Raw genomic sequence first — 12,826 nt, 5'->3', positions numbered from 1 at the left:
GTCTATTAATCAACTGTTTCCGCGTAATTAAGAATTCAAGACAAGCGGCTCCTAAAGTTGTGCAAACCAGTTTTGAATATTACTTTTATTTAAACAGACTTATCTGAGGCCAAGTTTGATTAATCGTATGATGATTCTTCGCTCAATATAGTCTGATAGTTCGAATTTTCTAACGTCAGCTTTAGGTTGTGAGTTCAATTGGTCGATTCAAGCCTTTTCTAGACTAGAACCTTATGTCGGCTGTTGCCATAAACCTGTCCAAGCGAGCACATGGAGCAAACTGATGCTTCTGTTGATGTTGTTGCTTAACGTGTGTATTTGTTTTGAGCAGCCAAATGATGCTGTAAAGTCCGCCAAAACCTGGTATCGCATGACACGACATTGATGGCGTCCGAGTTAGTTCTGAAAATCTTGGTATGAAGAAAACGATCTTTGAAATTTAGTTTTATGAGTTAGGTACGATAGTGACAATTGTAGTTTACTTAAAAAGTTTTTCTTTCATCAACTCATTCCGTTAAAGACTAAAGCTTCGAATATGGGGCGAGCGTTGTTCAAGCGTTAGCCATAATTTGTTTATTATGCCTATCTCGTCTATCGTTTGCCTGCGGCCTGGTAAAGTTATGCATGCAGAGAGCAAAAGAATACTTACAATGAATATCAGCAGGCGAAACCGAGAAACACCCATAATCTAAATTCCTTTTTTAAACTATTAATACTCATTTACAATCAATCGTTTCGTTCAGCTAATAAAAAAACGCGCTTACTTTACAGTAGCGCGTTTTTGTATATCACATTTAAGGACTATGTAACTCTTTGCAAATTACTCTGTTATTCCGTGCGAAGCCAGCATAAATGCAGTTTCCTCGGCATAATCACGCAAACGGCCATATCGTCCGCTATTTGAAAAGTGGCCGGCGCCCATATTAATCCGCATCACTAACAAATTATCGTCAGTTTTGAGTTCGCGCATTTTAGCTGTCCATTTTGCTGGTTCCCAGTAAGTTACTCGAGGATCATTTAACCCACCCGTAACTAACATTGGCGGGTATTCCCGTGCAACAATATTATCGTAAGGTGAGTAGCTTTGAATATAATCAAATGCGACTGCGTCCTCAATTGGGTTGCCCCATTCACTCCACTCCGGCGGCGTTAACGGTAAAGTAGCGTCAAGCATCGTGTTTAACACATCGACGAAAGGTACACCCAAGGTCACTGAACTCCAGAGTTCCGGCGCTTGAATAGTTACCGCTCCCATTAGCTCACCACCAGCACTTCGGCCCGAAACACTGATATTACCTTCGGCAACATACTTTTGTGATACTAAGTGACGGGCAACATCAACAAAATCGTTGAAGGTATTCACTCGCTTATCTAATTTACCGTCCAAGTACCACTGATGACCTAACATATCGCTGCCGCGAACATGCGCAATTGCGTAGGAGAAACCTCGGTCAAGAATACTCAAGCGTGTCGTAGAAAAACGCGGACTTATTGTTGCTCCATAGGCACCGTAACCATACAAATGCATAGGTTGGCTTGCATCTTTCTTAAAGCCTTTCTTATAAACTAAGGTCACTGGCACTAAGACACCATCGCGCGCCGGCGCCATAATACGCTCGGTGACATACTGCGACTTGTCGTAGCCCGATGGTATTTCTTGAACTTTTTTCGTCACTAAGTCTTTGTTCACTACATTATAGTCAAACACCGTACTTGGAGTGATCATGGAATTATAGTTGATACGCACAAAATCCTGCTTGAACTCGCGATTATTGCCGTTCGACACTGAGAATACTGACTCAGGAAATTCAACATCTTGCTCTTTACCTGCATAGTCATAAATCGTAAAACGCTCGATACCGTTTTCTCTTGATGCCACAGTTATGAATTTTTGGAAAGTTTGCATCTCCATCAAATAACGTTCGTTTGAACCTGCAATAACGGTTTCCCAATTCGCATAAATTGGCTCTGCATCTGCTACTTTTGCTAATCTTGAGTTTGTATGAGTATCGTTAGCAAGCATGTAGAAATAACCATTCGCATGATCAATTTTACTTAGAAACTGTTGCTCTCGAGATACTAGTTGAACAGGCGCTGCGGTAAAGTCAGTTGCAGGCACAACGTACACTTCGGATGTTTCACTTTGCCCCGTACTAATAACAAGATATTCATTACTGCTTGTCAGACCAAAACCAATAAAAAAGCCATCATCGCTTTCGCTAAAAATCGCTTTATCACTTGCCTGTTTGCTGCCTAAAGTGTGTACTTTTACACTTTCTGTGTACCAACGGTCGCTGGCTAATGAACCATAGACAATAGACTGACTGTCCGCGCTAAACACGATGTCGCCACTGGTATCAGTAAGCTCATCAGACAGCATTTGCCCCGTCGTTAAATCTTTCACTACAATTCTATAGCGCTCGTCACCGTTTGTGTTGTATGAATAGGCAATTAGCTGATTATTCGGGCTAATTTCCCAATCGTCCATCGTGAAATAGTCGAATGGCTTGGCTAATTCAGTAACGCTTAAGAAAACAACTTCTTCATCACTATCCAATTTACGACGGCTAAACGTTAAGTACTCTTCGCCGGGCTTGTAGAAGGACTTGTATTCATAGTCATTTTCAATCCAAGGCACTGAGCTCTCAACGTCGTTTGTGCGACCTTTGAACTCCTCAAACAAGGTGTCTACCAATGCTTTTTGAGGCGTCAAAAAGGCATTGAAATAGGCGTTTTCTTCGTTCAAATAATCAATAATAGCTTGATCGTCAACCTCTGGATAACCAGCGTCTTTTAACCAATTGAAATGATCGTTAATCGTTTTTCCGTGATACTCAGCGCTAAACGGAATTTTATTTGCTTGCGGTGCTGCAATACTCAGCTGTTGTAATCGTTGCTTTTCAGTTGTTGGCTTTTCAGGCATTTGGGACTCTTGTGAAGGTGAACAGCCAGCCAAAATAGCAATACTGCATAAGGCTACCGCAGGTATAAATATCTGACGTAACATAATTTTTCCTTTTTAATTTTAAATCCGTTTAGAGGAAATCGAAGCTTAAATAGCTTCGATTTCCGCTTTTTGTGCTTGTATTTTAGACAACTGCATCTCCATGTCCGCAAGCTTCGCACGCTCTTTATCAATAACTGCAGCAGGTGCTTTACTCACAAAGCTCTCATTGCTAAGTTTGCCTTTTGTACGCTGGGCGTCCTTCTCAATTTTCTCTGCCGCTTTGTTTAATCTAGCAAGCTCTGCTTCTTTATCTATCAAGCCTGCCATCGGAATTAGAATTTCCATTTCACCTACTAAGGCTGTTGCAGACGCAGGCGCTTTTTCACCTGCCGATAAATAAGTGACAGACTCGAGTTTAGCAAGCTTTTCCAAGTAACTTCCGCTTTTGTCTAATCTTGCCTTATCGCTTGCGCTCACGTTCTTAAGCAACACGGGCAATGGCTTCGATGGCGGAATATCCATTTCGCCACGAATATTGCGAATACCAACAATGAATAACTTAACCCACTCAATATCATCAATTGCAGCTTGGTCATGCTTGTTTACATCAAATACCGGAAACGCATCAACCATGATGCTCTCTGCTGTTGTGCGATTGCTTGAGAGAGGCTGAATTTTCAGCCAAATTTCTTCTGTGATGTAAGGCATAAATGGATGCAGTAGACGCATCATATGCTCAAGAACATTGATTAAAGTATGTCTTGTTCCTCGCTTTTCGTCTTCAGTGCTTTGCTCTGAATTCAATACTGGCTTCGACAATTCTAAATACCAATCGCAGAATTGATTCCAAGTAAACTCATACAAATGTTGCGCTGCAATATCGAATCGGTACTGCTCAATTGCCGTTTCATAAGCTTTTAACGTTTCTTGGAATTGTGACCAAATCCAACGATCAAAAACACTAAGAGACATTTCGCCGCCATCACGACCTGCATCGAATTCTTCCGTATTCATCAACACAAAGCGTGTCGCATTCCAAATTTTATTACAGAAATTACGATAGCCTTCAACACGACCCATATCGAAATTGATATCGCGGCTTGTTGACGCCATAGCTGCAAAGGTAAAGCGCAAAGCATCGGTACCAAAGGCGTTGATGCCGTCAGGAAATTGCTTTTGCGTCGCCTTGCCAATCTTTTCAGCCATTTTTGGCTGCATCATGCCCGACGTGCGCTTGTCCATTAGCGACGCTAGATCAATGCCATCAATCAAATCGATGGGATCGAGCACGTTGCCTTTTGATTTCGACATTTTATCGCCGTTTTCATCACGAATGAGGCCGGTAATATAAATATCTTTAAAAGGGACTTTCCCAGTGAACTTCTTCGTCATCATAATCATTCTGGCAACCCAGAAAAAGATGATATCAAAGCCGGTAACAAGCACAGAGCTCGGCACAAAGGTTTCTAATTCAGGCGTTTCTTTTGGCCACCCCATGGTAGCAAATGGCCAAAGTGCAGATGAAAACCAGGTGTCTAACACGTCGTCGTCTTGTCTCAATTTGACAGAATCTGGAATACTGTTTTTTGTTCTTATTTCCGCTTCGTTGCGACCGACAAAAATATTTCCTTCTTCATCAAACCACGCAGGAATACGATGTCCCCACCAAAGTTGGCGTGAAATGCACCAATCTTGAATATTATTCATCCACTGGTAATAGGTTTTGTTCCAGTTTTCAGGCACAAAGCGAATTTCGCCACTTTCCACAGCCTCAATTGCAGGCTTTGCAAGTGACTCGACAGCGACGTACCACTGGTTCGTTAGATAAGGTTCTATAACAACACCCGTTCTATCACCTCTAGGAACCTTGAGCTTGTGTTCATCAATTTTAATCAGTAAGCCTGATTCTTGTAAATCGGCAACGATAGCTGCCCGTGCATCGAAACGATCCATGCCTTGATATTTAGCTGGTGCAACATCGTTAATCTTGGCTTCGTCGGTTAATATATTAATAATTTCAAGATTATGACGTTTACCCATGTCATAGTCGTTGAAGTCATGTCCCGGGGTTATTTTCACACAGCCGGTGCCGAAGTCTTGATCAACGTAATCGTCTGCAATAATCGGAATTTCTCTTCCCGTTAATGGCAAAGTAATGGTCTTACCAATAAAGCTTGCATAACGCGCATCGTCAGGATGAACCGCAACTGCGGTATCGCCTAACATAGTTTCAGGGCGCGTTGTTGCAACAACTAAGTGACCCGAGCCATCCGTTAATGGATATTTCATGTGCCACATATGACCGTTTTCTTCTTCGCTGACAACTTCTAAATCAGATACCGCAGTTAATAATACGGGATCCCAATTGACTAGGCGCTTGCCCCGATAAATCAGCCCTTCTTCATGTAGTTTGATGAATACTTCTTGTACTGCATCAGACAAATTGTCATCCATCGTGAACACTTCGCGTTCCCAATCTGGTGATGTGCCCAAACGACGCATTTGTTGCGTTATAGTGCCGCCCGACTCTTCTTTCCATTCCCAGATTTTTTTCACGAAATCATCGCGACCTAAATCGTGACGAGTTTTGCCTTCGGCGTTTAATTTGCGTTCGACCACCATTTGCGTAGCAATACCGGCGTGATCGGTTCCACATTGCCAAAGCGTATTCTTGCCTTTCATGCGGTTGTACCGGATCAAAGAATCCATGATGGTATGTTGGAAAGCGTGCCCCATGTGCAGGCTGCCCGTCACGTTAGGCGGTGGCAACAAAATACAGTAAGGTTCACCTTCACCAGATGCTTTGAAATAGCCTTGTTGCTCCCACTTTGCGTAACACTCTTTCTCAATATTGTGGGGGTCGAATGTCTTATCCATTAATTACTCTCGTTTATTTGATTAGCTGGCGTGAACTGCATAGTGCACCCGGCTAATTTATACTGCTTGTATCTTTCTCGTGCTTGCTGCTTTTGAGTTTCTTCAACAGGCACAAAATCAATAATGTGTTGGTACTGGCGATGATTGTCTATCATGCTTTGTGATAAATTAATGAGCGTATGACGGCTATTTAGACTTTGACCAAGCCACGTAATTTCAGCAGGCGTTCCTTGCTTAGGGCCCTCTCCCACCAAATTATGCGGGATGAAACTATCGACCGGGTGCTGCCAAACGAATTCGTCGACATCCTCAGCCTGCTGCTTGTCAGTGCACAATACCGCCGCCCATTTGCGTTTCTTTACTGTTTCCAATAACAATTGGGAGCAGGCTTCTAAGATATCCTGCTTTGCATCTTTGCTATTTTCGTCCAATTGATAAAAAGTCACGATTGGCATTATTTGTCACGTCCATAACGAAGACTAAGGTCTGTTTTAGACCCGTCTTGGTGCGCTAGTTGGTCATCGGTTGCGCTAGTCATTAATCTTCACTAACCAATCCTGCTTTGTTAAATAAATACTGCGACAGCATGGGTACCGGACGGCCCGTAGCGCCTTTGCGAGCACCACCTAGCCAAGCTGTTCCAGCAATATCGATATGAGCCCAGTTGTATTTCTTAGTAAATCGAGATAAGAAACACCCTGCCGTAATCGTTCCTGCAGGTCTTCCACCAACATTCGCCATATCGGCAAACGGGCTTTCAATTAATTCTTGGTACTCATCCCACAGCGGCAAGCGCCAAGCTTTGTCAGAAGACTGTTCCGAAGCATTAATTAATTCATGCGACAGTGGATTGTGCGTGCTGAGTACCGCACTTGCGTGAGGCCCCAATGCAATCACACATGCTCCTGTTAAGGTGGCAATATCAATTACCGCTTCAGGCTCAAATCGCTCAACATAAGTCAGTGCATCACAAAGCACTAAGCGACCTTCAGCGTCAGTGTTGAGCACTTCAACCGTTTGGCCTGACATGGTAGTTAAAATATCACCAGGACGATATGCATTTGCATCCGGCATGTTTTCACAACCAGCGATCACGCCAATGACGTTAATCGGTAAATTCAATTTTGCCACAGTGTGCATTACGCCTAGTACTGCACTCGCGCCACACATATCGTATTTCATTTCATCCATGCTAGCACTGGGCTTGATTGAAATACCGCCGGAGTCAAAAGTTAATCCCTTGCCAACTAACACTATGGGAGCTTGTGAATCATCGGCGCCTTTATGATGAATAATACTCATAATGGATTCATTTACTGAACCGCGTCCAACGGCCAAATAACTGTCCATTTTAAGCTCAGCCATTTGCGCTTCGCCAATAGTTTCTAGCGTCAAAGACGGATACTCTTCTACTAGCAAAGCAGACTGCTCATTCAAATACTTAGGATTACAAATATTTGGTGGCATATTGCTTACATCTTTTGCAACCAAGACGCCTTTACTAATCGCAGAGCCATGTTCAATTGCGCGTTCACCCGAGGTTAACTCTTTGCGCGTTGGTACGTTAAAAACCATTTTACGCAACGGGCGTCGTGGTTCGCCTTTTTTCGTTTTTAGTTGTAAGAATGTATACAATGAATCACTTGCTGCCTCGACCGCTTGGCGAACTTTCCAGTAAGTGTCTCTGCCTTTAACATGTAATTCTGTTAAAAAGCATACAGCTTCCATGGAACCTGTTTCATTCAGGGTTTGGATTGTTTTTGCAATAATTTGTTTATATTGTCTTTCGTTTAGCTCTCGCTCTTTACCACAGCCTACAAGAAGAATTCGTTCACTTAGTACATTCGGCACATGGTGTAGCAGTAGCATTTGCCCTGCTTTCCCTTCAAGGTCGCCGCGGCGTAGCAAGTTACTAATATAACCTTCGCTTATTTGATCGAGCTGCTCAGCAACATGAGTCAGGCGACGAGGTTCGAAAACGCCAACCACAATGCAAGCACTGCGTTGCTTTTCTGGACTACCGCTTTTGACGCTAAATTCCATGATATATCCTCAATGATTATGCTTAGTTTCTCCGCCTAAAACCGAGATCCTTTTGATTTTCAGTTTCATGCAAATAAAAATCTATTAATCTTTGTTAGCAAAAGAAAACTTTATGCTAAACTTATACGCGATTTATATACGTTGTGTGCATTAAAACAGTTAGAAACGTTAAGTTTACTGAAATATCTGCACCTTTCCACTAAAACCTATGTTTTCATCAGTAACTAAATGCTAATTTTCCGATATTTATTGCGAGAAACATTCAAATCACAAATTGCTGTATTTTTAATACTTATGGCCATTTTCATCACGCTTAAATTCGCCAGAATTTTAGGTGATGCCTCTGATGGTGATGTTCCCGCTGATTTAGTCCTTGGTTTTATTACACTTTATAGCCCAATACTAGCTTCACTCGTACTGCCCATAAGTCTATTTTTAGGCGTTATGCTTGCACACGGACGGCTGTATGTCGACAGTGAAATGACGGTACTCAAAGCATGTGGCGTTAGCGAGTGGTATGTTACCAGAGTCACGCTGCTATTTGCGGTCATTATGGCAATAGTTACCGGCGTTGTTACACTGTATCTTGCCCCAGCTGCTGCTGAAAAAGAGTATCAATTGCAGGAGCAAGCCGCCGCAAAATCAGGCTTAGCCTCTGTCATTCCTGGTCGCTTTCAACAAACTGGTAATAATAAGGCGGTGATATTCATACACGACGTTGATTCAGAGACGCAACGGCTTCAAAAAGTATTTTTGTCACAACGAAGTCCTGATGATGAAAAAATGCACCTTATTTATGCAAAAACTGGCACGATGGAAACGAGTGAAATTGGTGACCAACAGCTCGTCTTGTTCGACGGCAACCAATATGAAGGATCGAGCACAGAGCAGGCTTTTCAAATCGTCAATTTTGATGAGTATCGCGTGACGATTGCGCCAAGAGACCAAGAACAAAAAAGACGCAAACTCACAGCTTTGCCGACTACAGAACTAATGAAGCTAGATAACATTGAGGCTATCGCTGAGCTGCAGTGGCGTATTGCGATACCGCTTTCTTTACCTTTTTTAGTGCTGATTGCCGTGCCGCTCAGTGCCGTTGACCCCAGACAAGGACGATTCGGTAAAATGTTCCCCGCGCTATTACTTTACCTCGGCTATTTTTTATTGTTGCTCGCGAGTCGACGAGTATTGGAAGACGGTAAACTTCCTCCAGCATTGGGCTTGTGGTGGGTGCACTTGCTTATGTTACTGGTTGGTTTTGGCTTGATTGTTAGGGATCGAAAAATGGGTGCCGTGTTACGTCAAATATTCTTGAGGAGAAAAGATGTTCCGTCTCCTTGATTTATATATAGCTCGAACCCTTCTGGGAACGGTAACGGTAACGCTATCAGTACTGGTGGGTCTCAGTGCGCTTATCAAGTTTGTCGAACAACTGCGTCGAGTGGGACAAGGTGACTATGATATGACTATGGCAGCATTATACGTGCTGCTAAGCTTGCCAAGAGACATCGAACAATTCTTACCTATGGCTACCCTGCTTGGTGGCCTTATTGGCATGGGCTTACTCGCTCAAAATAGTGAACTTGTAGTAATGCAAGCGTCGGGTTTAAGCCGCTGGAATATTATTAATTCAGCTATGAAATCACTGATTATCTTAATCATCGCGGTCATGATGTTAGGTGAATGGGTTACTCCTCGTAGCGAGGCAAAAGCCAAAGAGTTAAGAACAACAGCATTGTCAGGAGGTAGTCTGATTTTATCGGACGAATTGTTCTGGGCCAAAGACGGCAGCGACTTCGTAAGTATCGGTGAGGTACTTACAAAAGAAACGCTAAGAGATATAACGGTCTATCAATTCAATCCAGGACTTGAATTAACTAACGTTCTCACAGCCGATGCAGCGCTTTTTAAAGATGAAAGTTGGGAGCTACAAAACGTAAGCTTGTTGTCTTTTTCTCCCACTAAAATAGATAAGACACAGGCCAAGACGCTGTCTTGGAATTCAACATTAACACCTGATAAATTAGGCATTGTGGCAATAAAGCCGGAAGCCCTATCGATTCAAGGCCTTGTTGGGTATGTGAAGTATTTGAATAGCAGTGATCAGGATTCGGCGCGCTATGAATTAGCATTCTGGCGTAAAATTACGCAGCCGATTACTGTCGCTGTCATGCTGCTAATGGCCTTATCATTTATTTTCGGTCCGCTACGAAGTGTCACTATGGGGGCACGCACAATAATGGGCGTAATGGTCGGCTTCTCATTCTTTATTGCGAATCAGGTTTTTGGGCAAGTCAGTCTTGTTTTTCAGCTGCCTGCATTCATTGGCGCCTTGTTACCTAGCATCGTTTTTGCAGGTATTGCGATGCTCTTACTCAGACGCCAATAACAGCGCCTACCAGCTTTTGTGGTCGTTTTCTTCTTTAGAAAGATAAAGCACTTCGGTTTGAGCAATCCTGTCTTGTAGCGACTGCCTATTTTTAACATCGATTAACACGAGTAAGGTGCCTAGCCCCAAAAAGGCTGTGACTAACCGCAGTGCAAGTCGAGCGTAACTTATGTTCTTTTCGTCTTTTAAGTTATAAATTTTAAGGCGCCATGCTCGCATTCCAAGCGTCTGACCACCGTGTTTCCAGAACCATAAAAAAAAGCCTGCGACCCAAAGAGCAACCCATGCATTGGCCATGATCTGAAGTGACTCAGAGGATTGAAAATAATCCATATAGTCTGCAAAATCATGACTATCAAGTAATTTGTTTTGAAACAGAATAAGCATCACAACTTGAAAAATCAATCCTGACAGCATGCCCACAGCAGTTGCAACTAATGCATCGTAGACCATAGCAGCTAAACGTCGAAAAAAACCTGCGCGTTGAAACGACATATCACTCTTGTTTGTCTCTGCGCTACTTTTTGATTCTGGCTTTTGTTGAGATCTGGATTTACTTTTTGCCAACGTTTATTGCCTCTGACTAGGGTAACTAAAAGGAACTCGTTTAAACACTTTACGCATATTATCACTGTTTAGACTTGCGACAAGGTTGAAGAGCGTACTTTTATTCGCAAAATAAGCTATCTTTTCTGCATAAGAGTAAAATAACACTTGATACATGATCTTAGATGGATATAATGCTCATCCATTCGACGCAAGTCGTGTGGCACTCTGTGCCAGAGTGGCGAAATTGGTAGACGCAGCGGATTCAAAATCCGCCGGTAGTAATACTGTGCCGGTTCAAGTCCGGCCTCTGGTACCATCTCTTTTTAGAGACTCAAAACCTATTGAACTTCAATAGGTTTTTTTTGTTTGTGGGATATAAATAATGAATGCAAACCACGTTGTTAATTCGTGACGTGTTTACTGTATAAATCTATTTATAGAAAGCTTCAACTGTACCTTTTAAAGTAATCATCAGTGGTTGTCCTTTGCGATCTAAGGCTTTCGGTGAAGGAACTTTTACCCACCCGTCACTGATGCAGTATTCCTCAACATTAAAACGCTCTTTGCCATTCAACATGATACCAATATTGTGCTCAAAGATTTCTTCCACGTAGTGTGGACTGCGAGGATTGCTGGAAAGGCGATCCGGTAAAATGGGTTGTGATTTCGTATCGTTCATAACGCTTGCCTGAGATAAATAAAAGTTGGCTATTGTAGACGCTATAAGGCAAGCGCTCAAGAGACTAATATCAATGCCTCAACGTTTGCCCCCATTACCTCTTAACAAGCGACATACTATTTACTCTTTTTCACGATACGGAAACTCTTTTATGTACAAATCTTGCTTTGAATATGGGATCTCAATGTCATTGGCCTTGAATTGGTGAAAAATTTGACTGTTTAGGATGTCTATTAAGCGGCCTTTTAATGCTGGTTTTTCAATCCATACCAGCAGCTCAAAGTCGAGTGCTGAGCCACTAAAACGTCTAAATCTGACTCGAGGCTCAGGATCTTTGCACACGAGTTCCTCATCTTGCGCAATACCTATTAAAACAGATCTCACTAAATCGATATCAGCATTATAAGAAACTCCTATTGGCAGTCTGCATCGAGACTTCTCTAATAGGCCACCGGACTCATTGATTATTTTTGAATTACCCATCACCGAGTTTGGAATTGTAATTTCAACATCATCCCTTGTTAACATGCGGGTACTGCGTATTCCAATATGCGTAATTTCCCCCCTATCTGTTGAATCCAAAATAACGTAATCACCAACTTTGTATGGTGCATCAGCCATAATGAATACGCCAGAAAATAGGTTTGCTAAGGTATCTTTTGCGGCGAATCCGACCGCAATTCCCACAATGCCAGCAGATGCAAGCCAAGCCGTCATATCTACGTTCCAGACCGAAAATACGACATACACTGAAATAACAATAATTACGATACTAAGGATGTTTTGAAACAACGGTAAAGTTTTACTGTTAATTGCACTGAAGTGAGTGGGATGTGAGGCAAATCGCTTTAAAAATACGCTATTTGCTCTCAATAAAAACACAGTCCAAATGATAACGCCAACTGACTTGAGCACTGCAGACTCGATATAAAGAATATTTTCAGATGGTTTTAGGGTAGTAAGCGCTATCGAAAGACCAATAAAAAGAACACTGTAATAAATTGGGGTTCTTAAGAGATCTAAAATGTCAGAACCTAAATTAATATTGGTCCTCGCCACAATGTTTTTTAGGGCAACAATAATCACACGCTTGAAGAGCGTTGCAGCTAACAAAGAAAGTAAAATCGCTGCCGCTGCCTGAACAATTAGATTATCGCCAAAAAATGCTAGTACAGAAGTGAGTGACGATTGCATTTTATCAAACATGTTAGTTATTCTTACAGTTAAGGGACATTCGGTTAAACAAGTATACACAACTTTAAAAAACGTTGAGCATATTGTCGAAACATGGTTCAAGTTATTCCTCTCTAGCCTATACCTAGCGTCCATGTGCGATAAGGCT

At 42.3% G+C, this 12,826-nt stretch carries 9 protein-coding genes and 1 tRNA gene; 3 read left to right on the top strand and 7 right to left on the bottom strand.

Annotation, left to right across the window (positions count from 1 at the left end):
- Window positions 1-820 precede the first annotated feature (820 nt).
- The 4 genes from GNIT_RS04035 to pepA form a co-directional block, all read right to left on the bottom strand.
- Window positions 821-3,007: a S9 family peptidase gene (locus GNIT_RS04035; protein WP_014107861.1), complete on the bottom strand. Its 2,187-nt coding sequence runs from the start codon at window positions 3,005-3,007 to the stop codon at window positions 821-823.
- A 45-nt stretch (window positions 3,008-3,052) separates the two neighbouring features.
- Complete coding sequence (locus tag GNIT_RS04030) at window positions 3,053-5,824, bottom strand: valine--tRNA ligase (protein WP_014107860.1); 2,772 nt, start codon at window positions 5,822-5,824, stop codon at window positions 3,053-3,055.
- Window positions 5,824-6,279 carry a DNA polymerase III subunit chi gene (locus GNIT_RS04025; RefSeq protein ID WP_014107859.1) on the bottom strand — a complete coding sequence of 152 codons (456 nt, stop codon included), beginning with the start codon at window positions 6,277-6,279 and terminating at the stop codon, window positions 5,824-5,826. The genes GNIT_RS04030 and GNIT_RS04025 overlap by 1 nt, the downstream gene beginning before the upstream one ends.
- 82 nt (window positions 6,280-6,361) lie before the next feature.
- Entirely contained in the window at window positions 6,362-7,867 is a 1,506-nt protein-coding gene (gene pepA / locus GNIT_RS04020; protein WP_014107858.1) for a leucyl aminopeptidase, read from the bottom strand.
- Between the two features lie 228 nt (window positions 7,868-8,095).
- On the opposite strand from pepA, the gene lptF reads away from it, so the two are divergent.
- Together lptF and lptG are read left to right on the top strand one after the other, a co-directional pair.
- Window positions 8,096-9,208, top strand: a complete 1,113-nt coding sequence (gene lptF / locus GNIT_RS04015) for an LPS export ABC transporter permease LptF (RefSeq protein ID WP_041246291.1) — start codon at window positions 8,096-8,098, stop codon at window positions 9,206-9,208.
- A complete protein-coding gene (gene lptG, locus GNIT_RS04010; RefSeq protein ID WP_014107856.1) occupies window positions 9,192-10,256 on the top strand; it encodes an LPS export ABC transporter permease LptG in 1,065 nt (354 codons plus the stop codon). The genes lptF and lptG overlap by 17 nt, the downstream gene beginning before the upstream one ends.
- Before the next feature lie 6 nt (window positions 10,257-10,262).
- On the opposite strand, the gene GNIT_RS04005 is transcribed toward lptG, so the two are convergent.
- The gene (locus GNIT_RS04005) at window positions 10,263-10,751 is read right to left on the bottom strand and encodes an RDD family protein (RefSeq protein ID WP_083822475.1); all 489 of its coding nucleotides are present in this window, start codon (window positions 10,749-10,751) and stop codon (window positions 10,263-10,265) included.
- 283 nt (window positions 10,752-11,034) lie between these two features.
- Here GNIT_RS04005 and GNIT_RS04000 point away from each other — a divergent pair.
- Window positions 11,035-11,121 (top strand) — tRNA-Leu (locus GNIT_RS04000).
- Window positions 11,122-11,235: 114 nt separating this feature from the next.
- On the opposite strand, the gene GNIT_RS03995 is transcribed toward GNIT_RS04000, so the two are convergent.
- A complete protein-coding gene (locus tag GNIT_RS03995; protein WP_041246290.1) occupies window positions 11,236-11,484 on the bottom strand; it encodes a DUF3297 family protein in 249 nt (82 codons plus the stop codon).
- 120 nt (window positions 11,485-11,604) lie between these two features.
- Complete coding sequence (locus tag GNIT_RS03990; RefSeq protein WP_014107853.1) at window positions 11,605-12,690, bottom strand: mechanosensitive ion channel family protein; 1,086 nt, start codon at window positions 12,688-12,690, stop codon at window positions 11,605-11,607.
- Window positions 12,691-12,826: the final 136 nt, after the last annotated feature.

The organism is Glaciecola nitratireducens FR1064 (assembly GCF_000226565.1).
GTDB lineage: Bacteria > Pseudomonadota > Gammaproteobacteria > Enterobacterales > Alteromonadaceae > Glaciecola > Glaciecola nitratireducens.
The sequence above is the reverse complement of the archived record's forward strand: the minus strand, read 5'-3'. Positions and strand labels throughout refer to the sequence as shown.